Here is a 24749-nt window from a genome sequence, read left to right as displayed (position 1 = left end):
ATCGCGACGTCAGGACAATCGCGAGGCCGCGACCGCCGCGGCGAGCACCGCCGGCGCCGCCGCCGCCGCCCAGCCGATCGCCGGCCCCGCGCGCCGCCCCGGCAGCCGTGCCCCGAGCGCCGGACCGAACGCCAGCGCGAGCGCCGGCGCGACCGCCGCCGCCCAATCCGCCACCGCGCCGCGAGCGATCACCGGCAGCGCGGCCAGCGCGGCGAGACCGAGCGCCAGCGCGGCGCGCGACGCCAGCCCGAAGCCCGCGCCCGCGACCAGCGCGCCCACCGCGGCCAGCAGCGCCGCGCCCGCCAGCAGCATTCCCGGCCCCGCCGCCGCACGCCCGGCCCACAGGCCGGCCGCGAGGGCCGCCGCCGCCGCCGCCGCCCACCACCCGTCGCGCAGGCGCCACAGCGCCAGCCCGGCGGCGAGCGCCACGCCCAGCCCGACCGGCGCGGCGCGCCGGAGATCGGCCTCGGTCAGCGGCGTCCCGGCCATCCACCAGCCGCAGCCGAGCGCCGCGACGGCCCCGAGCACCGGCAGCAGGGTCTGCACCAGGCGCGGCCAGGCGGCGCGCAGCATCGTCGCCGCCGCGCCCAGGGCGAGGGCGGCGAGCACCAGCGGCAGCAGGCGCTCGATGAGTTGGCGCGGGCTCGCCGCGATCAGCAGCGGCAGCGCCATCAGCCAGCCGACCGCGAGACCGACGCCCGCCGCCGCGCCGGCCGCCCGGCCGCCGGGCGCGCGCAGCGCCACGCCCCACGCCAGCGCCGCCGCACCGGCTGCCAGCGCCGCCCGCCACGGCCAGAGGGCACCGAGCCCGAGCGACTCGATGAGGGTGTCCAGCATGCGCCGCATGGTGCCCCGGTGGCGGCGCCGCAGCCTAGCGCGGCGACGCCGCGCGTCGTCCGGTGCCGGCGCCGGCCGGCTCCTTACAGCCCGAGCAGCCGTCGCGCGTTGCCGCCGGCGATGGCAGCGCGCGTCGCCGCGTCGAAGCCCTCGACCGCGCCGATATGCCCGAGGGGATCGGACTCCGCCATGTCATAAGGGTAGTCCGTGCCCATCAGGACCCGCTCCTTGCCGAAGACGCGCACGAGGTATTCGAGCTGGTGCGGCGTGAAGACGATGGTGTCGAAGTGCACCCGGCGCAGATAGTGGCTCGGCGGCTTCGGCAGGTTCCCGCGCGCGCCCCAGGCGTGGTCCATCCGCCCGGAATAGGCCGGCAGGAACCCGCCGCCATGCACCGCCAGGAGATTCGGCGCCGGGTGGCGTTCCAGGACGCCGTCGAAGACCAGGTAGTGCAGCGCGACCGTGGTGTCCAAGGGGTTGCCGATGACGTTGCCGAAGTAGAAGCGGCGGAAGCGCACACCCTCGGTGAATCCGTTGGGGTGCAGCATGACCAGCGCGCCGAGGCGCTCCGCCGCCGCCCAGAACGGCGCGAAGTCGGGCTCCGACGGCTCCCGCCCCGCGACGTCGGTGAGCACCTGCACGCCCTTGAAGCCGAGCGGACCCATGCAACGCTCGAGCTCGCGCACCGCCTCCGCCGGCTCCTGCATGCACGGTGCCGAGGCCGACGAAGCGGTCCGGGCGCTGCGCGACGCAGGCGGCGACGCCGTCGTTCCCCAGGCGGATCGCCGGCACCGCGTGCTCCGGCCGCAGCGTGACGTAGCACTGCGGCGGCACCGGCGCGACGACCTGGAGGTCGATGCCGGCGGCGTCGAGGTCGCGCAGCCGCGGCTCGACCCTCGTCGCGACCTCGCGCCGCTCGACCTCCTGCTGGCGGTTCAGCGCCTGGGTCTCCGGCGTCGCGAAGCGCGCGAGCGGCCGGGCGGCCGACCGCCCGATCTCGGCGAGCACACGGAGGAGATCCTGTCGCAGGAACTCGGCCTCGGCCCCGAGGCGATCGCCGCCCTCCGGCGCGAAGGCGTGGTGTGAGCGGCGCGGTCCGCGAGGAGCGGCGCGAGGACGGCGTCGCGCTGCTACGGCTCGACAACGCGGCGCACCGCAACGCGCTGAACGACTCGATGATCGCCGGGCTGACCGTCGCCCTGGGCGCCCTCGCCGACGAGGCGGTGCGCGCCGCCGGGATGAATCCCGGGTAGCCTTGCCGCCGCGCGGAGCGGCGGTAGCATCGCGGCGCCCGCGCGCGACGGGCCGTCCCGACCGGAGGACCAGCATGGCGGTTCGCATCGGATACCTCGTGCCGACGCGCGAGAGCGTCATGGCCGGCCGGCACGAGGCCGCGCCGCTGCTCGCGCTCGCCGAGCGCGCCGAGGCGCTCGGCTACGATTCCGTCTGGGTCGGCGACTCCCTCCTCGCCCGCCCGCGGCACGAGCCCTTCACCCTGCTCGCCGCCGCCGCGGCGCGCACGCGCCGGGTCGCGCTCGGCACCGCCGTGCTGCTGCCGGCGCTGCGCAACCCGGTCATCCTGGCGCACCAGGTCGCGACCCTCGACCGCATCGCCGAGGGGCGCCTCATCCTCGGCGTCGGCGTCGCCTCCGACGTGCCGAACATCCGCGCCGAGTTCGAGGCCGCCGGCGTGCCCTTCGAGAGGCGCGCCGCGCGGATGCTGGAGGGGCTGCGCCTCTGCCGCGCGCTCTGGCGCGGCGAGCCGGTGGACTGGGACGGCCGCTGGACCGTGCGCCAGGGCGTGCTCGGCCCGACCCCGCACCGCCCCGGCGGCCCGCCGATCTGGCTCGCCGGCTCGGTGCCGGCGACGGTCGAGCGCGTCGGCCGCCACTTCGACGGCTGGTTCCCCAACGGGCCGAGCCCGCAGGACTACGCCGCGACCTGGACGCGGATGCGGGCCGTCGCGCGCGAGGCCGGGCGCGACCCCGAGGCGCTGACCGGCGCCGCCTACCTGACGCTGGCCGTGGACGAGGACGCGGCGCGGGCCGAGGCGCGCCTCGACGCCTTCCTCGCCGCCTACTACGGCCAGCGCCCCGACGCGATGCGCAAGAAGCAGGCCTGCTACGCCGGCCCGCTCTCCGGCGCGCGCGCGTGGCTGCAGGGCTTCGTCGCCGCCGGCGCGACCCACCTCGTCCTGCGCTTCGCCGGCGAGCAGGAGCGGCACATGGAAGCGCTCGCCGGCATCGGCGCCACCCTCGCCCACTGAGGAGCACCCATGCGCATCGAGATCCTCTGCACCGGCGACGAGATCCTCACCGGCAAGACCGTCAACACCAACTACAGCCACATCGCCCGCCGGCTGGAGGAGGTCGGCCTCTCCGCCTCCTGGGGCACCACGGTCGGCGACGACCGCGCGGCGCTGCTCGCCGCCTTCCGCCAGGCGGCGGCACGGGCGGAGGCGGTGATCGTCAACGGCGGCCTCGGCCCGACGGTGGACGACCTGTCGCAGGAGGTCGCCGCCCAGGCCGCCGGGGTGGACCTCGTGCTGCACGAGCCCTGGCTCGCGCGCATGGAGGAGTTCTACCGCCGCCGCAACCGCGCCATGCCGCCCAACAACCGCAAGCAGGCGATGCTGCCCGCGGGCGCGGAGTTCATAGACAACCCGATCGGCACCGCCTGCGGCTTCGCCGTCACCATCGGCGGCGCGCGCTTCTTCTTCACCCCCGGCGTGCCGCGCGAGATGCGGCGGATGCTCGACGAGCAGATCATCCCCCGCCTGCTCGCGATGAGCGGCATGCCGGGCGTGACGCGCCTCAAGCGCTTCCACTCCTTCGGCATCGGCGAATCGCGCGCCGACCAGATGCTGGCGGGCGTCGAGGCGCTGGCGGGGCCGGGCGGCGGCGTGAAGCTCGGCTTCCAGTCGCACTACCCGCAGCTCGAGACCAAGCTCGCCGCGCGCGGCGCCGACGCGGCGGAGGTGGAGGCGCGCCTCGCGCCGGTGGCCGAGGAGGTGCGGCGCCGGCTCGGCAATTTCATCGTCGCCGAGGACGATGCCACGCTCGAGGGCGTGCTGCTCGGCGCGCTGCGCGCGCGCGGCGGCACGCTGGCGGTGGCGGAGATGCTGACCGCGGGCGGCATCGCCGCGCGGCTCGCGCCGCTGCCCGCCGCCGAGGGCGTGTTCCTGCGCGGCGTCGCGGCGCCCGACCTCGCGCGGCTCCGCGAGGCGCTCGGCCTCCGCGGGGGCGCCGGGGAGGTCTCGCCCGCCGCCGCGCACGCCGCCGCCGCCGCGCTGCGGGCGGCGAGCGGGGCGAGCCACGCCCTCGCCGTCCTCACCGCGCTCGATCCGGGCGAGGACCGCCGCGAGCTCGGCGGGACCGTCTGCATCGGCATCGCCGGCGAGGGCGGCGCCACGGTGGCCCGGGAGGCGCGGCTGCTCGGCGGACGCGAGTGGATCCGCCTCGGCGCCGCCGAGCTCGGCCTCGACTGCCTGCGCCGCCTGCTCTCCGGCCTCCCGACCGACGAGCCGATAGACTTCGAGCGGCGCTGAGGCCCGCCGCTACACCCCGCCCGCGTCCAGCGCCAGCAGCGAGGCGTTGCCGCCGGTGGCCGCGGTGTTGACGCTCACCGTCAGCTCGGTCGCGAAGCGGATCAGCGTCACCGGCCCGCCCGCCTTCGGCCCGGTGCCGGAGAGCCCGTGCCCGCCGAAGGGCTGCACCCCCACCACCGCGCCGATCTGGTTGCGGTTCACGTAGGTGTTGCCGACCCTGAGCCGCTCCGCGACGCGGCGCTGCACGGACTCGATCCGGCTGTGCACGCCGAGGGTCAGGGCGAAGCCGCTGGCCGCGATGTCGTCCAGCAGCGCGTCGAGCGCGCCGCCGCGCCAGCGCACCACGTGCAGCACCGGGCCGAACACCTCCCGCGTCAGCGCGCGCACGGAGGGCAGCGCATAGGCGCGCGGGGCGAAGAAGGTGCCGCGGCGCGCCACGTCCGGCGGCACCGGCACCTCGAACAGCGGCGCCGTGGCGAGGCCGCGGCACCAGGCCTCCAGCCCCTCCCGCGCCTCCTCGTCGATCACCGGGCCGACATCGGTCGCCGGGTCCAGCGGGTCGCCCACCCTGAGCTCCGCCGCCGCGCCCGCCAGCATCCCCAGCACCCGGTCGGCGATCTCCTCCTGCACGCAGAGCACGCGCAGCGCCGAGCAGCGCTGCCCGGCCGAGCCGAAGGCGGAGGTCAGCGCGTCCTGCACCGCCTGCTCCGGCAGCGCGCTGCTGTCCACCACCATGGCGTTGATCCCGCCGGTCTCGGCGATCAGCGGCACGAGCGGCCCCGGCCGCGCCGCGAGCGAGCGCGCGATCGCCTGCGCCGTCTCCGTGCCGCCGGTGAAGGCGACTCCCGCCACGCGCGGATCGGCGACCAGCGGCGCGCCGACCGAGGGCCCGTCGCCCGGCAGCAGGTGCAGCACCTCGCGCGGCACGCCCGCCTCGTGCAGCAGGCGCACGGCGAGGGCGGCGACCAGCGGCGTCTGCTCCGCGGGCTTCGCCGCCACCGCGTTGCCGGCGGCGAGCGCCGCGGCGACCTGCCCCGTGAAGATCGCCAGCGGGAAGTTCCACGGGCTGATGCAGGCGAACACGCCGCGGCCCGCGAGCGCCCAGGTGTTGCGCTCGCCCGTCGGGCCCGCCAGCTCGCGCGGGGGGCCGAACCACTCGCGCGCGCGGGCCGCGTACCAGCGGCAGAAATCCGCCGCCTCGCGCACCTCGGCATGGCCGTCCGGGAGCGTCTTGCCGGCCTCGCGCGCCAGCAGCGCCAGGAACTCGAAGCGGTGCGCCTCGATCAGGTCGGCCGCGCGCTCCAGCACCGCCGCGCGCGCCGCGCCGCCGCGCGCGTCCCAGCCGCGCCAGGCGGCGGCGGCGGCGGCGAGCGCGGCGTCGAGGTCGGCCGGACCGGCCTCCCGCACCGTTCCCACCAGCGCCGCCCGGTCCGCCGGGCTCCGCACCTCGCGCGACGGACCGCGCCGCTGCGCCGCGTCGCTCCAGTCCCGCGCCGCGGCCGCGCGCACCGCCGCCAGCGCCGGCTCCCGCACCGCCGGATCGGCGAGGTCGAGCCCCCGCGAATTGCGCCGATCCGGGTGGTACAGCGCCGCCGGCAGCGGAATGCGTGGATGGCGCGCCGGTCCGGCGCGGGCGGCCTCCACCGGGTCGGCGACGATCGCCTCCTCCGGCACCTCCGCGTCCACCAGGCGGTGGACGAAGGAGGTGTTGGCCCCGTTCTCCAGCAGCCGGCGCACGAGATAGGCGAGCAGGTCCTCGTGCGAGCCGACCGGCGCATAGACCCGCACCGGCGCCTCGCCACGCGCCACGACGCGCTCGTAGAGCGCCTCGCCCATGCCGTGCAGGCGCTGCGCCTCGATCCCCACCCCGCTGGAGAGCTCCAGCACGTAGGCGAGGCTGTGCGCGTTGTGCGTCGCGAAGGCCGGGCGCAGCGCGTCCCGCAGCTCCAGCATCCGCCGCGCGCAGGCCAGCCAGGAGACGTCGGTCGCCGCCTTGCGCGTGAACACGGGATAGTCCGGCAGCCCCTGCACCTGCGTCTGCTTGATCTCCGTGTCCCAGTAGGCGCCCTTCACCAGCCGCGCCGGGATCGCATGGCCGGTGCGGCGCGCCAGGGCGGCGGTCCACTCCACCACCGCCGGCGCCCGCTTCTGGTAGGCCTGGATGGCGAGGCCGAGACCCTCCCAGCCGTCGAGCGCAGGATCCGCGCGCACCGCCGCGAAGACATCGAGCGAGATCTCGAGCCGCTCCGCCTCCTCGGCGTCCACCGTCAGCCCGATGTCCTGCGCCTTCGCATCCCGCGCCAGCGCCGTCAGCGCGCCGACCAGCGCCGGCACGCAGCGGTCGGCCTGCAGCGCCTCGTAGCGCGGGTGCAGCGCCGAGAGCTTCACCGAGACGCCGTGGCCCTCCACCGGACCGCGGCCCGCCGAGGCCTGCCCGACCGCGCCGATCGCCTCCCGGTACGCGTCGAAGTAGCGGGCGGCGTCGGCCGCCGTCCGCGCCGCCTCGCCCAGCATGTCGAAGGAGTAGCGCCAGCGGCGGCCGTCGGTGTCGCCGGCGCGACCCAGCGCCTCGGCGATCGTGCGGCCCATGACGAACTGGCGCGCGAGCACCCGCATGCCGTGGCGCAGCGCGGCGCGGATCACCGGCTCGCCCAGCCGCTTCACGATGCGCCCGATCGCCCCGGGCACGGCGCGGCTCTCCTCGAGCCCGAGCACGCGCCCGCTGAGCATGAAGGCGAAGGTCGAGGCGTTCACCGCCAGGCTGTCCGCATGGCCGAGATGGGCCTGCCAGTCCGCCCCGCCGAGCGTCGCCTCGATCAGCGCGTCCTGGGTCGCGGCGTCGGGGATGCGCAGCAGCGCCTCGGCGAGGCAGAGCAGCGCCACCCCCTCCGGCGTGTCGAGCCCGAACTCGGCGAGGAAGACCGACACGTCGGCCCCGGGGCGGTGCGCCGCGCGGGCGTGCCGCACCAGCTCCAGCGCCCGCATGTGCACGCGGCGTCCCCTCTCGGGCGGCAGCGCGGCGGCGCGCAGCAGCGGCGCCAGCGCCTCGGCCTCGTCCAGCCGATGCAGCCGGCGCATCTCAGCGCGGTCCTCGGCGGCTCCGGGGGCGACGGGCATGGGCATGGCGGCCTCCGCGTTGGGTGACCCCGCGGCGGGCGCGGCCGCCCGCGGACAGGGAGACGGAGGACAGATGGCGTCGGCGCTCGCGCCGCGCATCCCGCTGGCGCGGCCCGCCGGCCGCGCGCCTGGCGCCCCTCCGCCTTCAGGTGCCGGTGCGCAGGGGCTGCCGGTCCGGCGCCACCAACGTCGCGATGGTGGCGACCAGCGCCTCGGGCTCGAAGGGCTTGCACAGCACGGGCGCGCCCGCCGTCGCGCCGCCCGCGGCGTTCTGCTGCGCGTCGCCGTAGCCGGTGGCGATCAGGAAGGGGATGCCGCGCTTCCGCAGCGCCTCGGCCACCGGCGCCGCCCCCTCGCCGGCAAGCGAGAGATCGAGCACCGCCGCATCCAGCCCGGCGCCCTCCTCGCCGCCGAGGAGCCTCAGCGCCTCCTCGACCGTGTAGGCGCAGAGCACCTCCGCGCCCGCGTCGCGGAGGGCATCCTCCACCATCAGGGCCACCAGCGCCTCGTCCTCGACGACGAGAATGCGAACGCCCACCAGCATGGCCATGCCTCTCCCCTGGCACAGGACGGCATCGGCCTCGGCGATCGAGTCAGGCCCCCTGCGCAGCGCACGGAGGCGCAGCTACCATGCACTCCCGCCGCGGTCTGTCCAGCCCCGCACATACGGGGACGGCGCCGCGCGGCATCCGGCAGGCGCGGTGCGTGGCGGCGATGGCGGGCAGCCTGACGGCATGCCGAGGCGGCGGACCATTCCAGCGGCGCGTCGGCACGAGCGGCAGGCTCACGCTCTTGTGTCGGAGGGTGGCCGGTTCGGCCGCGCTCAGGGCTTCGCCCGGGCGCGCGGCGCCTCGCCGGAGGCATCGCCGGCCGCGGCGCGCCCCGGGGCCGTGTCCGCCCGCGGGAGATAGAGGTAGACGGTCGTCCCCTCGCCCGGCGCGCTGCGGATGCGTACCGCGCCGCCCGACTGGCGGGCGAAGCCGTGCACCTGGCTGAGCCCGAGCCCGGAGCCCTCGCCCACCTCCTTGGTGGTGAAGAAGGGCTCGAAGGCGTGGGCGAGGACCTCGGGCGGCATGCCCGGGCCGGTGTCCGTCACGGCGATCCGCACGTAGTCGCCCGGCGCCAGCGGCTCCTCGGCCGGGCCCGCCAGGCCGGCGCCGGTCGCCTCGCGCGCCGCGGCATGTGCGCCGTCCACGAGGCGGTCGTCGCCGGGGCGCAGCCGCACCCCTGCCGTCTCCACGACCAGCGTGCCCCCGTCCCGGCCGGCCATCGCCTCCCGCGCGTTCACCGCGAGGTTGAGCAGGGCGACGTCGAGCTGCGAAGGGTCCACGCGGGCGGGCCACAGGCCCTCCTCGAGCCTCAAGGCCAGGCGCGTCCGCCCGCCGAGGGCATGGCGCAGCAGCGCGCCCGTCGGCCCGCCGAGGCGGGCGTTCACGTCCACCGTCGCCGGATCGAGGTGGCCGCGCCGCGCGAAGGCGAGCAACTGGTGCGTCAGCCGCCCGCCCCGCTGCGCCGCCAGCAGCGCGCCGGAGATCGGGAGGCGGAGCGCCTCGCCCGCCGCGCCTTCCGCCAGGCGCCGCTCCAGCAGCCGGAGATTGCCGAAGATCACCTGGAGCAGGTTGTTGAAGTCGTGCGCGATGCCGGTGGTGAGCCGGCCGAGCGCCTCCATCTTCCGCGCATGCCACCGTGCCTGCTCGGTGCGGTTGCGCTCCGTGACGTCGACGAGGACGCCGAGGCGGCACAGCAGCCGCCCCCCGGCATCGCGCTCGGGCCGTTCGCGCAGGATGACGTCGCGGTGTGCGCCGGACCGGGCGAGGACGCGGTACTCGGCCTCCCGCACCTCGTCGGCGGCGGGTTCGCCGGGCCGGGGCGGGTCGTCGCGCCCCTCTGCGGCGGCCGCGCGGTAGCGGGCGGCGGAAGGCGGGTCGAGGAAGTCCGAGAAGCAGCGCCCGAGCGCCGCCTCGCGAGAGACGCCGAACAGCCGGACCCAGTCCTCGCTCACCTCGATGAGGCGGCCGTCCGGCGTGACCGCATGCATCGGCACCGGAACGTCCCGGATCGGAGGGTGCAGGCACGGCGCGCCGGGGGGGATGCCGGGAGCGTCGGCGGCCGGCTCGGGGAGGGATCCGGTGCGGTTCGCCGCGGCGAGAGGGACCTCGTTCATGGCTCCTGGGCCGGTCGGTCGCCCGTCCGATCCCGTGCTGCGGGGGCGAGAGAGATACCGCGTCGCTGGCCCGGCCGTGCATGCCGATGCCGCAATGCGGCAAATTTCACGCAATTATGACGCCATCGGGGCACACCTGACGGCTGCGCCCGCCCTATCGCCTGGTTCCGCCCGTCGCCGCATCGCGGCCGGGGTCGGCACGCCACGCGGTCGCCACGCCCCGCCCCGTTCCGCCCCTCCGGGCCGCGCCACCCGCCGCAGTCCCGCCAGCGCCGTTCGTATCAGGCCGGCATCGCCGGCCGATCCGCGATGGAGCGCATAGGCGGGATGGGCGAATTCGGGCGCGCCGGGAACCAGCGCCAGCCTGCCGCTCTCAAGATGCGGCCGGACCGCCCCGAGGCGGAAATACCCGCGCCCCCCGGCCTCCAGGATGTAGGCGAGGCCGAGCGGCGCGAAGCCGCCGACATGCAGGACCGCATCCGCCCGCCCGCACCGCGAGTTCCGCGCCCCAGTCCCCGTGCACGTGGCCGGGCGGCTCGGCGCCGGCCGCCGCCGGCGTCGTCACCATGACCAGGCGCTCCTCGGCCAGCAGCTCGACCGCGAGTCCGGCCCGGCAGCGCGGCGCGTAGAGCACCGCGATGTCCAGGATGCCCTCCGCCATCTGGCCCATGAGATCGTCCGGCGGTCCCAGCTGCGCCCGCAACGCCACGTCCGGCAACGAGCGCCGCATCCGGAGCAGCCAGCGCAGCAGGAGCGGGTCCGACAGGCTCGGCTCCACCCCGACCGCGAGCGGCGCCCGCTGCCCGGGCGGCACCGCCACCTGCTGCCGCGCCCTCTCCCAGAGCTGCACCAGCGCCGGCGCCTGGTGCAGGAACCGCTCCCCCGCCGGGGTGGGCGTGGCCCCGGCCTTGCTGCGCGCGAAGAGCGGGCGCCGGAGCTGCGCCTCCGGCGACCGCACGCGGACGCTCACCGTCGTCTGGCTCACCCCGAGCCGCTCGGCGGCGCGCGCGAAGCCCCCGGCGGCGGGGATGGCGGGGAAGGTGCGGGCGCGCAGCCATCCCGCAATGGATTTGGCTTGTCCGCTGACCGAGCCGGCCCGAGATTCCGCCTCGGGAGAGGCGCATCGGCATGGCGGGCACGGAACCGACGGATCTGCTGGACCTGATGACGACGCTGCGCGCGCGGCGCGAGCCCTATGCGCTCGCCACCGTGGTCGAGACCGAGGGCTCGGCCTCCGCGCGGCCCGGCGCGAAGGCGCTGATCGGGCGCGACGGCACGCTGCTCGCCGGCTGGGTCGGCGGCGGCTGCGCGGAATCGGCGGTGCGCGAGACCGCGCTCGACTGCCTGCGGAGCGGCGAGCCCCGCGTCATCGGGCTCGACCTCAACGACGAGGTGCTCGGCACCGGCATGCCCTGCGGAGGCTCGATGCGCGTCTTCGTCGAACCCGTGCTGCCCCGTCCGACCCTCTGGATCCTCGGCCACGGGCGCGTCGCGGAGACCCTGTCCCGCTTCGCCGCCACGCTCGGCTTCCGCGTCGTCGTCGACGACGCGCCCGCGCCGGACCCCGCGCGCTTCCCCGACGCCGAGGAGATCATCGGCGACGACTACGACTATGCGCGCCTCGCGCCGGAAGCCGGGGACGCCGTGGTGATCGCGACGCAGCACAAGGGCGATCACCTCTCGGCGGCGCGCGCGCTCCGCTCGCCGGCGGGCTACGTCGCGATCGTCGCCAGCCGCAAGCGCGCGGGCCTGGTGCTCGACCACCTGCGCGCGGAGGGCTTCGACGAGGCGGCGCTCGCGCGCATCCGCGCGCCGGCCGGCCTCGACCTCGGCGCGCGGACGCCGGAGGAGATCGCGCTCTCCGTCGCGAGCGAGATCGTGATGCTGCGCCGGGGCGGCAGCGGCGGGCCGCTGCGCGCTGCGGCGGCCGAGCGGGGCGAGGCGCGCCCCGCGGCGGCCCGGCGGCACGCGGACGCGCCGGCGTGAGCGCGCGGGGATCCGGGGCGCGCCCCGCGCCGGCGCCGCCGGAGGAGGACCCCAACGCGGTCGTCTCGTGCAGCTCGCCGCCCTGCTACATGCACGAGCTCGACCCCTCCTATCTCGGCTATCTCGGCCGCGACGAGGCGCGCGGGCTGCTGGCCGAGCTGCTCGCCGCCCTGCCGGACGGCGCCGGCCTGCCCGCGCGGCTCCGGCGCCATGCGGAGCGGCTCGGTGGCGCCACGCCGCCCGGGCCGGCGGCGGCGCCGGCCGGACAGCGGCCGCGGCCCGGCGACCGCCTCGTCCGCCGGCTCCGCGAGGCGCTGCCGCGCCTCCAGGACGAGGCGCTGCGGCGCGACGTCGAGACGGCGCTCGCGATGCTGGAACCCGGCGGCGGCCGGCAGGCGCCCGACCCGCCGCAACCGCCCCGAGGCTGAAGCGTGCCGAGCCGACGGGAGGTGCGCGCCCGGCGCCAGCCTCGGGGCCCATGGACGCGATCGCGACCGGGCGCGAGGTCGTCGCGCGCGGGGCGCGCGGCACCGAGGGAGAAGGAGACCGCGCGATGAGCGGAGGGGCGGCACCGCTGTCCGGGACCGAACTCGATCGCCTCGGCCGCGCCCTCCTCCGGACGCGGGCCGAGGCGATCGTGCTCGCCGACCGCGACGGCGCGATCCGCTTCTGGAACCCGGGCGCCGAGCGCCTGTTCGGCTTCTCCGCCGCCGAGGCGCTCGGCCGCCCGCTCGACATCATCATCCCCGAGCCGCAGCGCGCGCGGCACTGGGACGGCTACCGCCGGGTCATGGACACCGGCGAGAGTCGCTACGGCGAGGGCGACCTGCTCGCCGTCCCCGGCCTGCGCAAGGATGGGAGCCGCGTCTCGCTGGAGTTCACCATCGTGCCGCTGCGCGGCCCCGACGGCCGCATCGAGGGCATGGCCGCGATCCTGCGCGACGTGACCCGGCGCTTCGAGGAGCTGCGGGCTCTGCGCCGCGAGCTTGCCGCGCTCCGCGGCGGGGCCGGGACGAGCGCCTCCGGCTGATCCCGGTGCGCGTCCGTTGGCCGCAGCGGCGCGCCTCGACGCCGCGGCCCCGCCGTGGCACCCCTTCGGCGCGATGCGGCCCACCCTGCACCCGCGGCTGCTGAACGGGCGCGGCGGCGATCCCGGCCTCTACGTCGAGGCCATGCACCTTTCCGACGCCGTCCTGTTCGACTGCGGCGACCTCTCCGCCCTCGCGCCGCGCCATCTGCTGCGCGTGGGCCTGCTCGGCATCTCCCACGCCCACATGGACCACTGGGCGGATTTCGACCGGCTCCTGCGGGTCCTCGTCGGCCGCGCGCGCCGGCTGCCGGTGGTGGGGCCCGAGGGCTTCGCGCAGCGCCTGTTCCACCGCCTGCAGTCCTACACCTGGAACCTCGCCGACCGCATCCGCGACGACCTTGTCCTCGAGGCGATCGAGGTGACCGGCACGGCCGCGGGCGCCGCCTGGCCGCGCACCCGCCTGCGCCTGCACTCGGGCTTCCGGCCCGAGCCCCTGCCGCCCCTCGTCCCGGCCACGCCGGACGGCACCGTCCTGCATCTCGGCCGACTGCGGCTGCGCGCCGCGGTGCTCGACCACGGCACGCCCTGCCTCGGCTTCGCGCTGGAGGAGGCCGAGCACGTCAACGTCTGGCGCAGCCGCCTGGAGGAGCGCGGCCTGCCCGTCGGCCCCTGGCTCGCCGGCCTCAAGGCCGCGGTGGCGGAAGGATGTCCCGACGACCATCCGGTGGCGGTCTTCGCCCGCGCCTCGGAGGCGGCCGGCGCGCCGGTGCGGCCGCTCGGCACCCTGCGCGACCTGGTGAGCGTCACGCCGGGGCAGCGCCTCGCCTACCTGACCGACTTCGCCGACACGCCGGCAAACCGCGCCGCCGCCGTCGCGCTCGCGCGCCGCGCCGACATCCTGTTCATCGAGGCGCCCTTCCTCGCCGAGGACGCGGCGATCGCGGCGGAGCGCCGCCACCTGACCACCCGCGCCGCCGGGGAGATCGCCCGCGAGGCCGGCGTGCGGCGCCTCGAGCCGTTCCACTTCTCGCCGCGCTACCCCGGCGGGGAGGGCCGGCTGCTCGCCGAGGTGGCCGCCGCCGCGTCCCGCACCGCCTAGGGCGGTCTCCGCTCGGCCATGCTCGGCAAGCGGCGCGCGAGGGCCGTTTGTCGAGCCGCTGCCCGCTCCCGGCCGTTTCCGGCCGACCGCGATCCGCTCTAGGCGGCCGGCTCCGGCCTCGGCCCCGGCGCGGAATCGACGTAGCGGACCACCAGGTCGCGCAGCGTCACGATCCCGACCAGCCGGCGCTGGTCCAGCACGATCGCATGCGTCAGGCCGAGCCGGTGCAGCAGCCGGACGGCGTAGCGGACGTTCATCTCGCAATCCAGGCTCGGCGCCGGCTTGGCCATCACCTCGTAGAGGTGGGTCCGCGACGGGGCGCGGTTCTGGTTGATCACCTCGCGGGCGATGTCGGCGACCAGCACGATTCCGTACTCGTCGCGCTCGTTGCGGCGCTCGACGACCAGCGCGCTGATGTTGCGCTCGCGCATGATGGCGAGGGCCTCGCGCACCGTGGTCAGGCCGTCCACGACCACGGGGTCGCGCGTCATCGCCTCGCGCACCGGCAGGTGATGGGTGGCGGTGCCGCTCAAAGCTCGTCCTCCACGCGCTTCGACAGGAACCGGATCTGCGACTCGAGCCCGACCGCGTCCTCGACCGCGAGCTGGAAGGCGATGCCGGAGCCGGGCTCCTTCTCGAACCGGCCCGCGGCGGCGACCGCCTCGAGGATGCTGCGGCTGAGATGCTCCTCGACCACCAGCAGCACGATGTCGCGCTGGGTGGTCAGGTCCAGGCCGAGGAAGGTCTTGCGCGGCACCAGCCCCTCGCCGCGGGCGCTGGTGATCGTGGTGGCGCCGGTCGCCCCGGCCTCGCGCGCCGCCTTCAGCACCTCGTCGAGCCGGTCGTCCTCGACCAGCACGAGCAGCAGCTTAAACCGCATCGCCTCCTCCTGCGCGCCCGCCGCTCCGCCGGGTGCCGCCGGCCAGCAGGGCCGCATAGCCCAGGACGCTGGCCACCGGGGACAGCAGGGCGAATAGGATTACGCCGAAGCCGTCCGTCAAGGGATCCCGCCCGGGCAGGGCATGGGCCACGCCGACGGCGAAGGCCGCGACCAGCGGGACGGTGGCGACGGAGGTGGCGAAGCCGCCGCAGTCGAAGGCGAGCGGCACCAGCGGCCGCGGCGCCAGGGCGGCGAGGCCCGCGATCAGCAGGACCATCGCGGCGAGCGCCCAGGCGAACGGGACGCCGGTGACGATGCGCAGCGTGCCGAGCAGCAGCCCGACCGAGACCCCGACCGCGACCACCAGGCGCAGCGTCCAGGGCCGCACCGCGCCGCCGGTCAGGGTCCCCACGCGCTCGGCGACGGCGGTCAGCGCCGGCTCCACCAGCGTCGTCGCGAAGCCGACGGTGGCGGCGAAGGCATAGAGCCAGCCGAACCGGTGCCAGGGCGCCGTGCCCCCTTCCGGGACCGCGGCGAGCGCCGGCTGCGTCAGCCGGTCGGAGAGGTGGCTCCCGATCGGCAGCAGCGACCATTCGAGCCCGAGGCGGAACAGGATCAGCCCGAGGAGGAGGTAGCCGGCGCCGATCAGCACCGACCGCAGGTGCGGCGGCCGGCGGCGCAGCACCGCGCCCTGGAAGACGAGGAGGACGAGCGCGACCGGCGCCGCGTCGAGCAGCGTCCCGCCGGCGGTCCGGACCAGGGCGTCGGGCATCGGCGCGGTTCAGCCCATCACCAGCGCGCCGACCAGCACGGTGAGCATCGGCATCAGGCTGGCGAGCGCGACCACGCCGAACCCGTCCGCCAGCGGCCGCCGCCCGCGGATCGTCGAGGCAAGCCCGATCCCGAGCGCCGCGATCAGCGGGATGTTGATGGCCGAGGTCGCGGCGGCGCCGGCGTCGGCCGCGACGCCGAGCATCGGCGTCTCCCCGAGCAGCGCCAGCGCCGCGACTAGGCCGTAGCCGCCGAGCAGGAACCACACCGCCGGCCAGCCAAGGATGATGCGCAGGCAGCCGAGGGCGACGGCGGCGCCGACCGCCGCCGAGGCCGCGTAGCGCAGCGCCAGGGCGTAGCGTTCCGCCGCCCCGTCGCCGGCGACCCGCCCGGCCGCCGCGGCGGCCTCCGCCGCCTGTCTCGTGACGGCGTGCAAGGCCGGCTCCGCCACCGTGCTGCCGAAGCCGATGGCGAAGGCGAAGGCGAGCAGCAGCGTCAGGTTGCCGCGGCGCGCGAAGGTGTCGGCCAGCCCCTCGCCGAGCGGAAACAGGCTCATCGAGAGCCCGCGCACGAAGAGCGTGAGCCCGAGCACGACCAGCACCGCGCCGGCCAGCTTGGCGGCGAGGTCCGGCGGCGCCTCGCGCAGCACCGCGGCCTGGAAGAACCCCACCACCAGAACGAGCGGCGCGAGGTCGCGGAGGTTCTCGAGCAGCAGGCGGAGGAATTGGGGCAAGCGGTCCATCACCATCCCGTCGTCGGTCGCCTCGCCCCCCTTTCCATGCCGGCCCGTCCCGTCTCTACTGGCCGGACCGGGAGATGTTAACCTCCGAGCGAGGGCGATGCGGCTGATCTGCGCGACCGACCTGTCCGCCCGCTCCGACCGCGCGGTGCGGCGGGCGGCGATGCTCGCGCGGGCGCGCGGCGCGGAGCTGCTCCTGCTGCATGTGGTGGACGACGACCAGCCGGCCCGGCTGGTGGAGGCGGCCTTGCGCGAGGCCGCCGAACTGCTGCGCGCGCAGGTGGCCGGACTGGCGGAGCTGAACGGCCTGCCGACCCAGGTCCTGGTCCAGACCGGCGACGCCTTCGACGCGATCCTCCGCGCCGCGCAGGCGCAGGGGGCGGACCTCGTGGTGCTGGGCACGCCGCGGCGCGGCCTGCTGCGGAACATGGTCGTCGGCACCACCGCCGAGCGGGTGGTGCGCGGCGGCTGCTGCCCGGTGCTGATGGTCAACCTGCTGCCGACCGGCCCCTACCGCCGCATCCTCGCCGCGGTGGACCTGTCGGACGCCTCGGCCCGCGCGCTGCGCGCCGCCGCGGCGCTCGGCCTGTTCGCCGGCGGGGCGAAGCTGACCGTGCTGCACGCCTTCGCGCTGCCGGGAAAGGGCGGCCTCGCGCTCGGCGACGCGCCGCAGGAGGCGATCGAGGAGCACCGCCAGGTCACGGCGGAGCAGGCCGAGGCGGAGCTCGCGCGCTTCCTCGCGGGGATCGGGGTGGACCTCGGCCCCGCCGCGCCGCGGCTCGCGGTCGAGGAGGGCAGGCCGGCGACGGTCGTCAAGCAGGCGGTCCGCCGCCTGCGGGCCGAGCTCGTCCTGGCCGGGACCGGCCGGCACGGCGTGCTGCACCGGGTGCTGCTCGGCAGCGTCGCCGCCGAGCTCGTGGCCGAGCTCGATTGCGACCTGCTCATCGCGCCGCCGCCGGAGCCGCCGGCGTGACCCGCGGCGTCCCCTCCCGCGCATCCGGGGCATCATGAGCACCGAACGGCGCATCGTCACCCTGACGCTGAACCCCGCCGTGGACCTCGCCTGCGAGGCCGAGGCGGTGCGGCCGGTGCGCAAGATCCGCACCTCGGGCGAGACCTACGACGCGGGCGGGGGCGGGGTGAACGTCTCGCGCGTGACGCGCGAGCTGGGCGGCGAGACGCTGGCCGTGGTGATGACCGGCGGCGTCGCCGGCCGGTTCCTCGAGGAGCTGCTGGACGAAGCCGGCGTGCCGCGCCGCAGCGTGGCGATCCGGGGACGCACCCGCATCACCATGGTGGTGCACGACCGCGCCAGCGGCCTCGAATACCGCTTCATCCCCGAGGGGCCCGCGCTGGAGGAGGCGGAGTGGCGCGCCGCCCTCGCCGCGCTCGCGGAGGAGCCGGGCGGCTGGGTGGTGCTGAGCGGCAGCCTCGCGCGCGGCGTGCCGGAGGACTTCTATGCCCGCGCGATCCGCGAGGCGCGGGCGCGCGGCCGGCGCGTCGTGCTCGACACCTCGGGCGCGGCGCTGCGCGCCGCGCTCGCCGAGGGCGGGGTGGAGCTGGTGAAGCCGAGCCTCGGCGAGTTCGAGGCGCTGCTCGGCCGCGCGCTGAAGGAGACCGCGGCGATCGAGGCGGCGGCCGCGGAGCTCGCCCGATCGGGCGCCGCACGGCTGGTCGCGGTCACGCTCGGCCATCGCGGGGCGGTGCTCGCCAGCGCCGAGGGGAAGACCTGGCGCCTGCCGGCGCCGGACGTGCCGGTGCGGGGCGCCTCGGGCGCCGGCGACAGCTTCGTCGCGGCGATGACGGTCGCGCTCGCGCGCGGCGCGGCGCCGGAGGACGCCTTCGTCTGGGGCAGCGCCGCAGGAGGCGCCACCGTCGCGAGCCCGGGCACCGCCCATGCGCGCCGCGCGGACGTGGAGGCGATCTACGCGAGGCTGCGCCCGCAGCTCGCCTGACGCCCGGAGGGATCCGGCCCCGGACCGCCCGCCGCGGCCGCGCCGCCTCGATGCGGAACGGCGGGGAGGCCCCATGCCTCCCCGCCGCCACGGCGCGCGGTGCGGGCGGGCCGGGCCGTGGTCGCGGCCCGCGCCCGCCGCGACGGAGGCGCGACGGAGATCAGTTGCTGCCGGTCCCGCCCTGGCGCTCCTGCACGGTGCCGGTGCGGGCATCCACCTGCAGGCGCACCTGCTCGCCGCCGCGCTGGGCGCGCGCGGTGAAGCGGTCGCCGTCGCGCTCGATGTCCTCGATCTCCGAGTAGCCGCGCTGGCGGAGCATGTCGCGGACCTGCTGCTCGTTCATCATCCCCGCGACGCCCGCGCCGCCACCGACGGCCGCGCCGGGGGCGGTCGGTGCGCCCGTCTGGCCCGGAGTGCCCATGGGGCTCGGCGGCGTGCCGGTCTGGGCTCCGGCCACGCCGCCGAGGCCGAACGCCAGGGCGGCGGCAAGCGCCGCGCTGCCGAGAAGCTTCTTCATGATGCGATGTTCCTTTCCGGTTTCCGGGCGAGCCCACTGGCCGTCGCCTGGCGCCCCAACGCCGCGACGGTGCCGGCGTTCTCCGAGATTCCTCCCGGCCAACATTCGGACGGGCGCTCATTCCCGATCGCGGGCGCTCGATACCTTCGAATCCCCGGAAGCTCCCGGACGCGGCGGCGCGCCCCGCGCGCCTGCCCTCAGAAGCCGCCGAGGAGAGCGCCCGCGAGGATCGCGACGACGAGCGAGAGCAGCGGACCCGCGATCGCCACCATGGCGATGTGGCGATAGCCCTCGCGGTGCGTCACGCCGGTGATGGCGAGCAGCGTGATCACCGCCCCGTTGTGCGGCAGCGCGTCGAGCCCGCCGGTCGCGATGGCGGCGATCCGGTGCATCAGCGCGGGGTCGATGCCCCGCTCGGCCGCGAGCGCCGCGTAGTTCCCGCCGAGCGCCTCGAGCGCGATCGTCAGGCCGCCCGAGGCCGAGCCCGTGATGCCGGCGAGCACGTTCGTCGCCACCGCCAGGGAGACGAGAGGGCCGCCGCCGAGCTCGAGCAGGCCGTCGCGCACCGCGGCGAAGGCGGGCAGCCCCGCCACCACGGCGCCGAAGCCCACCTGGCTCGCGGTGTTGAGCGCCGGCAGGACCGCGGCGTTGGCGCCGGCGTCGAGGCAGCCGCGCAGGCCGGGCAGGCGCCGAAGATTGGCGAGCGCGATCACGAGGATGGCGGCGATCAGCCCGATCAGCACCGCCCAGACGCCGCCCACCGCCTGCAGCGTCGTGCCGCCCCAGCGCTCCTCGGCGAGCCAGCCGGCATCGAGGCGCGGCAGCACCAGCGCCGTGACGGCGAGGTTGACGCCGACCACGACCAGGATCGGCAGCGCCGCCAGCCAGGTCGGCGGCAGGTCGCCCTCCCGCGCCCGCCCGCCATGCGCCAGCTCGGCCGGGTCGAAGCTGTCCACGGTGGTCGCGTGCTCGCGCAGCTCCTCCTCGTCGGCCTTCGCGCCGGTGCGCCCCTCGCCGCCGAAGCCCTCGCCCGCGCGGCGGGCGGCCGCCTCGGCGCGGCGCAGCCACCACAGGCCGAAGCCGAGCATCACCGCCGCCGCCAGCACGCCGACGCCGGGCGCGGCCCAGGGCGTCGTGCCGAAATAGGGCATCGGGATCGCGTTCTGGATCGCCGGCGTGCCGGGCAGCGCGGTCATGGTGAAGGTGAAGGCGCCGAGCGCGATCGCGGCGGGGATGAGGCGGCGCGGGATGTCGGCCTCGCGGAACAGCGCCGCCGCCACCGGCGCCACCGCGAAGGCGACGACGAAGAGGCTGACCCCGCCATAGGTCAGCACGGCGCAGGCCAGCACCACGGAGAGCACCGCGCGCTCCCGCCCGAGCCGCGCCGTCAGCCCGCGGGCGATGGCGAGCGCCGATCCGCTCGCCTCCATCAGCTTGCCGAACACGGCGCCGAGCAGGAACAGCGGGAAGAACTGCGCGATGAAGCGCGCCGCCCCCGCCATGAAGGGCTGCGTCCAGGAGGCGAGCGGCGGCTCGCCCGAGAGGGCGGCGGCGAGCGCCGCCGCCGCCGGGGCGACGAGCAGCACGCTCCAGCCGCGGTAGGCGAGCCAGATCAGCAGGCCGAGGGCGAGGAGGATGCCGGACAGTCCCACGGCCTCAGCCCTCCCCCTCCTCGAGCAGCGCGTCGATGTCGAGGCTGGACCGGCGGCCGAGGTCCTCGCCGTGGCGGCGCAGGAAGGCGTCGGCGGCGCGGCGGCCCTCGTCGCGCAGGAAGCGCAGGAAGGCCCACTCCGCGTTCAGCTTCGAGGAATAGCCGAGGTCGTTCATCGCCGCGGTCGTGATCCGGTGCATCCGCATCCGCGCCCAGAGCGCGCCCTCGCAGTCGCCCGGGTCCACCACCCGCCGCAGCACGGCGATCATGCGCAGCTCCTTGAGCAGGGTGGCGTTGAAGGAGACCTCGTTGACGCGGTTCACGATCTCGCGCGCCGTGCGGGGCACGCCCGGGCGCTCGACCGGGTTGATCTGGACGAGGACGGTGTCGTTGCTCTCGCACTCGCGCACCAGGGGCGTGATCGTCGGGTTGCCGGCGAAGCCGCCGTCCCAGTAGGCCTCGCCGTCGATTTCGACCGCCTGGAACAGGAAGGGCAGGCAGGCGGAGGCGAGCAGCACGTCGGGCGTCACCTCGGCGTTGCGGAAGATGCGCCCCTGGCCGGTCCGGACGCTGGTCGCCGTGACGAACAGCTTCACGGGCGAGCGGGCGAGCCGCCGGAAGTCCACCGTCGCCTCGAGGATCCCCGCGAGCGGATTGAGCCCGAGCGGATTCGCGTCATAGGGCGAGAACAGCCGCGCCGCGAGGTCGAGGCCGATGAAGGCGGGCGAGCTGTCGAGCGTCCAGCGCCCCATCAGCACGTCGAGCGGCCCCCGGCGAAGGGGGCTGAACATGGCCGCCTGCGCGATGGCGCGCCAGAACCGCTCGAGCGCGGCGCGCGCGCCCTCCGGCCCGCCCGCGGCCCAGCCGTCCGCCAGCACCGCGCCGTTCATCGCGCCCGCCGAGGTGCCGGAGATGCCGTCGATGGCGAGTCCGTCCTCCTCCAGCAGCCGATCCAGGACGCCCCAGGTGAAGGCGCCGTGCGCGCCGCCGCCCTGCAGCGCCAGGTCGATCAGCAGCCGGCCGTCGCGCCGCGGCGCGGGCGAGGGTCGGGCGTCGACGCCGTCTCCCGCCATGCGCGTGGCCGGCCCGCCTGAGACGCCCCGCGCCGGCTGCGCCGCGCGGGCGCGCCGGCGGCCTGCGCCCGGGGGCACGGCCGTCGCGCTGCGCCGCGGCGCCTGTCCCGTCCCGCCGGGCGCGGCGGGCCCGGCGCGGCCACGGCTCCCTCTCATCGGGCGCCGGCCGCCGGCCAGGATCGGCCGATCCCGCCGCGGCGGCGCGCACAGCCCTCGCCGGCGGCGAAGGTCCCGGGGTCGAATCGGGCGGCCTCGGCCATCTGCCGTCGGCTCGGGCGGATCACGAAGGCGTGGAGCCCCGGCGCCCGGGCCGCCGCCTCCCCCGCCGCGGCGAGCGGTGCCACGCCGGCCGCCGCGCGGGCGAGCAAGATGATCTTGCCCATCCTCCTCTCCTTTCGTAGGTGCATCCGGAAGGCGGCGACGCGGGGGCCGTGCCGGCGAGGCACCCAGGCAACGAGTCGCGCTTCGCTTGGTTGCGGCGCAGGTGCCGGTCCCCGGCGCGGGACTGGACGTCGCGCCTGTCGTCGCGCCACACATCGACCCGACCCGCGGGCAGGGCCTCCCCGAACCGCGGGCATCCCCCGATCGCGATGCGATCCGCGGCGGCCGTGCAAACCCGGCGGCCCGGGCGCGTTGCCTCGGCGTATCGGAACCAGTCCGCGGGAGCCATGCCGGATCCAGGCCTGATCATCCTCGTCGCCCTCGCCAGCGTGCCGCTGCTGGTCGCGGCCGTCGCGACGGCGCCGCGCGCCGCGGGCTGGATCGCGGCGGCCGTGCCGGCGCTGCTGTTCGTCGGCTTCCTGGCGGCGGCGCCCGCCCCTGGCGAGCAGGCGCTCGGCGCGCTCCCCTGGCTCCCGTCGCTCGGCGTCGCCCTCGCCTGGCGCCTGGACGGGCTCTCGCTGCTGTTCGCGCTGCTGATCACCGGCATCGGCGCGCTCATCTTCCTCTACGCCGGCGCCTACCTGCGCGGCCACCCGCAGATCGACCGCTTCTTCGGGGCCATCGCGCTGTTCATGGCGGCGATGCTCGGCGCCGTGCTGGCCGACGACCTGGTGATGCTGGTCGTGTTCTGGGAGCTGACCTCCCTCTCCTCCTTCCTGCTGATCGGCTTCGAGGGCGGCCGCTCGAGCGCGCGGCGCGCCGCGGTGCAGGGGCTGCTGGTGACGGTGGGCGGCGGGCTCGCGCTGCTCGCCGGCGCCCTGCTGCTCGGCGGCATCGCCGGGACCTACCGGATCTCGGAGATCGCGGCGCGCGCTGCCGAGTTCGCGGCGCATCCCTGGGCGCCGCTGGTGGTGGCGCTGATCGTGGTCGGCGCCTTCGCCAAGTCGGCCCAGGCGCCCCTGCACTCCTGGCTGCCGAACGCGATGGCGGCGCCGACGCCCGTCTCCGCCTACCTGCATTCCGCCACCATGGTGAAGCTCGGCGTCTACCTGCTGGCGCGGCTCAATCCCGTGTTCGGGGGAATGCCGCTGTGGGTCGAGCTGCTCACCGGGTTCGGGGCGCTGACCATGGTGGTCGGCGCGGTGCTGGCGCTGCGCGAAACCGACCTCAAGCGCGTGCTCGCCTACTCGACCGTGGTCGGCCTCGGCACCCTGGTCGCGCTGATCGGCCAGGAGGACCCGCTGGCGGCGACGGCGGCGATCGCCTTCCTGATCGTGCATGCGCTCTACAAGGCGTGCCTGTTCCTGGTCGCCGGCATCGTGGACCACGAGACGGGCATGCGCGACGCCTCGCGCCTGCGCGGCCTCGCGCGCGCCATGCCGCTGACCGCGACGGTGGCGGCGCTCGGCGCGCTCTCCATGGCCGGGCTACCGCCCTTCGTCGGATTCGTGGCGAAGGAGCTGCTCTACGAGGCGAACCTGCTCGCCGCGGGAATGCTACCCGCCGCCGCGCTCGTCGCCAACACGGTCACGGTGATCGCCGCCGGGGTGGTGGCGGCCCGGCCCTTCTTCGGCCGCCCTGCGCCGACGCCGCGGCCGGCGCACGATCCGGGCTTCGCCATGCTCGCCGGCCCGACGCTGCTCGCGGCGCTCGGCCTGCTCTTCGGGCTGCTTCCCGGGCTGCTCGGGCGCGTGCTGGTGGAGCCCGCCGCCGCCGCGATCCTCGGCCGGCCGACGGAGGCGAAGCTCGTGCTGTGGCACGGCTTCACGGTGGTGTTCTGGCTGAGCGTCGCCACCATCGGCGCGGGGCTCGCCGGATATCTCGCCTGGCACCGGATGCAGCCGCTCCTGGCGGGCGTGGAGCTGTTCGACCGCTACGGGCCGGACGCGCAGTACGGGCGCGCCCTGCGCGGCCTGCAGCGCCTCGCGGCCTGGCAGACGCGGGCGATCCAGTCGGGCAGCCTGCGGCGCTACCTCGCGCTCAGCTTCCTCGCCCTCATGCTGCCCGTCGGCGCCGCGATGGTCGCGGGGGACGGGCTGCGCTGGCCCGGGCTGGATCCCCTGCCGCTCGCCCACGAGGTCGGGCTGGTCGCGCTGGTCGCCGCCGGCGCGCTGGTCGCGTGCCTGGCGCGGAACCTCATCACCGCCATCATGGGCGTGGCGCTGGTCGGCTTCGGGGCGGGGGTCCTGTTCCTCGTCCTCGGCGCGCCGGACCTCGCCTTCACGCAGTTCTCGGTCGAGACGTTGGCGGTGGTGCTGCTGGTCGCGGTGCTGGCGCGGCTGCCGTTCCGCGGCACCGATCCGCGCAGCCGCGGCCAGCGCGTCGCCGACGCCGGGGTCGCGCTGCTCACCGGCGTGGTCGGGGGCGCGGTGCTGCTCGCCGCCCTCGCCATGCCCTTCGACACGACGATCCCGGCCTGGATGGGAGAGAACGCCGCCCCCGCGGCCCATGGACGCAACGTGGTGAACGTGATCATCGTGGACTTCCGCGCGCTCGACACGCTCGGCGAGATCACCGTGCTCGGCCTCGCGGCCCTGGCCGCCTATGCGGTGCTGCGGAGACGGGAGGTGCGCGGGCCGTGACCGGCTCCCTCATCCTCCGCACCTCGGCGCGCCTGCTGCTCGTCACCTGCGTGCTGCTCTCGGTCTTCATCCTGGTGCGCGGCCACAACGAGCCGGGCGGCGGCTTCATCGGCGGGCTGATCGGCGCGCTCGGCGTGATCGTCTACGCCCTGGCGCACGGGCGGGCGCGGACCCTCCGCATGCTGCGCGCGGATCCGAAGTCCATGCTCGGCGTCGGGTTGCTGCTCGCCCTCGCCTCCGGCGCGCTCCCGCCGCTGCTCGGCATCTCGCCCCTGCTCACCCACCAGTGGGGCGACCTCGTCCTCGGCCCGGTGGCGCTGCCGCTCGGCACCACCCTGCTGTTCGACATCGGCGTCTACCTCACGGTGGCGGGCTTCGCCCTCGCCGTGGTGCTGCCCTTCGCGGAGGAGTGAGTCGGGG

The 24749-nt window shown here is 76.5% G+C and carries 26 protein-coding genes; 12 read left to right on the top strand and 14 right to left on the bottom strand.

Annotation, left to right across the window (positions count from 1 at the left end; all coding sequences use genetic code 11):
• Positions 1-9: 9 nt before the first annotated feature.
• Both IEX99_RS14915 and IEX99_RS14910 read right to left on the bottom strand, forming a co-directional pair.
• The gene (locus IEX99_RS14915; protein ID WP_188901654.1) at positions 10-837 is read right to left on the bottom strand and encodes a hypothetical protein; all 828 of its coding nucleotides are present in this window, start codon (positions 835-837) and stop codon (positions 10-12) included.
• Between the two features lie 83 nt (positions 838-920).
• On the bottom strand, positions 921-1544 hold the full coding sequence (locus tag IEX99_RS14910; RefSeq protein ID WP_188901652.1) for an amidohydrolase family protein: 624 nt from the start codon (positions 1542-1544) through the stop codon (positions 921-923).
• On the opposite strand from IEX99_RS14910, the gene IEX99_RS14905 reads away from it, so the two are divergent.
• The 4 genes from IEX99_RS14905 (at position 1543) to IEX99_RS14890 (ending at position 4384) form a co-directional block, all read left to right on the top strand.
• Positions 1543-1923 carry a hypothetical protein gene (locus tag IEX99_RS14905; RefSeq protein ID WP_188901782.1) on the top strand — a complete coding sequence of 127 codons (381 nt, stop codon included), beginning with the start codon at positions 1543-1545 and terminating at the stop codon, positions 1921-1923. The genes IEX99_RS14910 and IEX99_RS14905 overlap by 2 nt on opposite strands.
• On the top strand, positions 1920-2090 hold the full coding sequence (locus IEX99_RS14900; RefSeq protein WP_188901650.1) for a hypothetical protein: 171 nt from the start codon (positions 1920-1922) through the stop codon (positions 2088-2090). Before IEX99_RS14905 ends, IEX99_RS14900 begins: the two co-directional genes overlap by 4 nt.
• Positions 2091-2164: 74 nt before the next feature.
• Positions 2165-3103, top strand: a complete 939-nt coding sequence (locus IEX99_RS14895) for an LLM class flavin-dependent oxidoreductase (protein ID WP_188901648.1) — start codon at positions 2165-2167, stop codon at positions 3101-3103.
• Between the two features lie 9 nt (positions 3104-3112).
• Entirely contained in the window at positions 3113-4384 is a 1272-nt protein-coding gene (locus IEX99_RS14890) for a CinA family nicotinamide mononucleotide deamidase-related protein (protein WP_188901646.1), read from the top strand.
• 9 nt (positions 4385-4393) lie between these two features.
• On the opposite strand, the gene putA is transcribed toward IEX99_RS14890, so the two are convergent.
• The 4 genes from putA to IEX99_RS14870 form a co-directional block, all read right to left on the bottom strand.
• Positions 4394-7501, bottom strand: a complete 3108-nt coding sequence (gene putA, locus IEX99_RS14885; protein ID WP_268237499.1) for a bifunctional proline dehydrogenase/L-glutamate gamma-semialdehyde dehydrogenase PutA — start codon at positions 7499-7501, stop codon at positions 4394-4396.
• Between the two features lie 145 nt (positions 7502-7646).
• Complete coding sequence (locus tag IEX99_RS14880; RefSeq protein ID WP_229678051.1) at positions 7647-8045, bottom strand: response regulator; 399 nt, start codon at positions 8043-8045, stop codon at positions 7647-7649.
• A 279-nt stretch (positions 8046-8324) separates the two neighbouring features.
• On the bottom strand, positions 8325-9545 hold the full coding sequence (locus tag IEX99_RS14875) for a PAS domain-containing hybrid sensor histidine kinase/response regulator (RefSeq protein ID WP_188901640.1): 1221 nt from the start codon (positions 9543-9545) through the stop codon (positions 8325-8327).
• A 493-nt stretch (positions 9546-10038) separates the two neighbouring features.
• Positions 10039-10719, bottom strand: a complete 681-nt coding sequence (locus IEX99_RS14870) for a LysR family transcriptional regulator (RefSeq protein WP_268237498.1) — start codon at positions 10717-10719, stop codon at positions 10039-10041.
• Positions 10720-10793: 74 nt separating this feature from the next.
• On the opposite strand from IEX99_RS14870, the gene IEX99_RS14865 reads away from it, so the two are divergent.
• The 4 genes from IEX99_RS14865 (at position 10794) to IEX99_RS14850 (ending at position 13780) form a co-directional block, all read left to right on the top strand.
• Positions 10794-11651 (top strand): XdhC family protein, encoded by an 858-nt coding sequence (locus IEX99_RS14865; protein ID WP_188901638.1) that lies wholly within the window; start codon positions 10794-10796, stop codon positions 11649-11651.
• Positions 11648-12079 carry a hypothetical protein gene (locus IEX99_RS14860; protein WP_188901636.1) on the top strand — a complete coding sequence of 144 codons (432 nt, stop codon included), beginning with the start codon at positions 11648-11650 and terminating at the stop codon, positions 12077-12079. Before IEX99_RS14865 ends, IEX99_RS14860 begins: the two co-directional genes overlap by 4 nt.
• A 125-nt stretch (positions 12080-12204) precedes the next feature.
• On the top strand, positions 12205-12681 hold the full coding sequence (locus IEX99_RS14855) for a PAS domain-containing protein (RefSeq protein WP_188901634.1): 477 nt from the start codon (positions 12205-12207) through the stop codon (positions 12679-12681).
• 16 nt (positions 12682-12697) lie between these two features.
• Positions 12698-13780 (top strand): MBL fold metallo-hydrolase, encoded by a 1083-nt coding sequence (locus IEX99_RS14850; RefSeq protein WP_229678050.1) that lies wholly within the window; start codon positions 12698-12700, stop codon positions 13778-13780.
• Positions 13781-13878: 98 nt separating this feature from the next.
• Here the strand turns inward: IEX99_RS14850 and IEX99_RS14845 are convergent, their stop codons facing one another.
• Genes IEX99_RS14845 through IEX99_RS14830 form a run of 4 tightly spaced genes read right to left on the bottom strand, consistent with a single transcriptional unit; the run spans position 13879 to position 16173 of the window.
• Positions 13879-14313 (bottom strand): CBS domain-containing protein, encoded by a 435-nt coding sequence (locus tag IEX99_RS14845; protein WP_188901632.1) that lies wholly within the window; start codon positions 14311-14313, stop codon positions 13879-13881.
• A complete protein-coding gene (locus tag IEX99_RS14840) occupies positions 14310-14660 on the bottom strand; it encodes a P-II family nitrogen regulator (protein ID WP_188901630.1) in 351 nt (116 codons plus the stop codon). Before IEX99_RS14840 ends, IEX99_RS14845 begins: the two co-directional genes overlap by 4 nt.
• Positions 14650-15432: a DUF1538 domain-containing protein gene (locus tag IEX99_RS14835; protein ID WP_188901628.1), complete on the bottom strand. Its 783-nt coding sequence runs from the start codon at positions 15430-15432 to the stop codon at positions 14650-14652. Before IEX99_RS14835 ends, IEX99_RS14840 begins: the two co-directional genes overlap by 11 nt.
• Positions 15433-15441: 9 nt before the next feature.
• The gene (locus IEX99_RS14830) at positions 15442-16173 is read right to left on the bottom strand and encodes a DUF1538 family protein (RefSeq protein ID WP_188901626.1); all 732 of its coding nucleotides are present in this window, start codon (positions 16171-16173) and stop codon (positions 15442-15444) included.
• Between the two features lie 97 nt (positions 16174-16270).
• Here IEX99_RS14830 and IEX99_RS14825 point away from each other — a divergent pair, with 97 nt between their 5' ends.
• Positions 16271-17143, top strand: a complete 873-nt coding sequence (locus IEX99_RS14825; protein ID WP_188901624.1) for a universal stress protein — start codon at positions 16271-16273, stop codon at positions 17141-17143.
• A gap of 34 nt (positions 17144-17177) precedes the next feature.
• On the top strand, positions 17178-18125 hold the full coding sequence (locus IEX99_RS14820) for a 1-phosphofructokinase family hexose kinase (RefSeq protein WP_188901622.1): 948 nt from the start codon (positions 17178-17180) through the stop codon (positions 18123-18125).
• Positions 18126-18285: 160 nt separating this feature from the next.
• On the opposite strand, the gene IEX99_RS14815 is transcribed toward IEX99_RS14820, so the two are convergent.
• The 4 genes from IEX99_RS14815 to IEX99_RS14800 form a co-directional block, all read right to left on the bottom strand.
• Positions 18286-18642, bottom strand: a complete 357-nt coding sequence (locus tag IEX99_RS14815) for a PepSY domain-containing protein (protein ID WP_188901620.1) — start codon at positions 18640-18642, stop codon at positions 18286-18288.
• A gap of 197 nt (positions 18643-18839) precedes the next feature.
• Entirely contained in the window at positions 18840-20294 is a 1455-nt protein-coding gene (locus IEX99_RS14810) for a GntP family permease (RefSeq protein ID WP_188901618.1), read from the bottom strand.
• Positions 20295-20298: 4 nt separating this feature from the next.
• Positions 20299-21366, bottom strand: coding sequence for a patatin-like phospholipase family protein (locus tag IEX99_RS14805; protein ID WP_188901615.1), 1068 nt, complete (start codon positions 21364-21366; stop codon positions 20299-20301).
• A gap of 152 nt (positions 21367-21518) precedes the next feature.
• Positions 21519-21749 carry a hypothetical protein gene (locus tag IEX99_RS14800; protein ID WP_188901613.1) on the bottom strand — a complete coding sequence of 77 codons (231 nt, stop codon included), beginning with the start codon at positions 21747-21749 and terminating at the stop codon, positions 21519-21521.
• A gap of 285 nt (positions 21750-22034) precedes the next feature.
• Here IEX99_RS14800 and mbhE point away from each other — a divergent pair, with 285 nt between their 5' ends.
• Together mbhE and IEX99_RS14790 are read left to right on the top strand one after the other, a co-directional pair.
• The gene (gene mbhE / locus IEX99_RS14795) at positions 22035-24329 is read left to right on the top strand and encodes a hydrogen gas-evolving membrane-bound hydrogenase subunit E (protein WP_188901612.1); all 2295 of its coding nucleotides are present in this window, start codon (positions 22035-22037) and stop codon (positions 24327-24329) included.
• Positions 24326-24742, top strand: coding sequence for an MnhB domain-containing protein (locus IEX99_RS14790; RefSeq protein ID WP_188901610.1), 417 nt, complete (start codon positions 24326-24328; stop codon positions 24740-24742). Before mbhE ends, IEX99_RS14790 begins: the two co-directional genes overlap by 4 nt.
• Positions 24743-24749 lie beyond the last annotated feature (7 nt).

This window comes from Caldovatus sediminis (assembly GCF_014644455.1).
Taxonomy (GTDB): domain Bacteria; phylum Pseudomonadota; class Alphaproteobacteria; order Acetobacterales; family Acetobacteraceae; genus Caldovatus; species Caldovatus sediminis.
The sequence above is the reverse complement of the archived record's forward strand: the minus strand, read 5'-3'. Positions and strand labels throughout refer to the sequence as shown.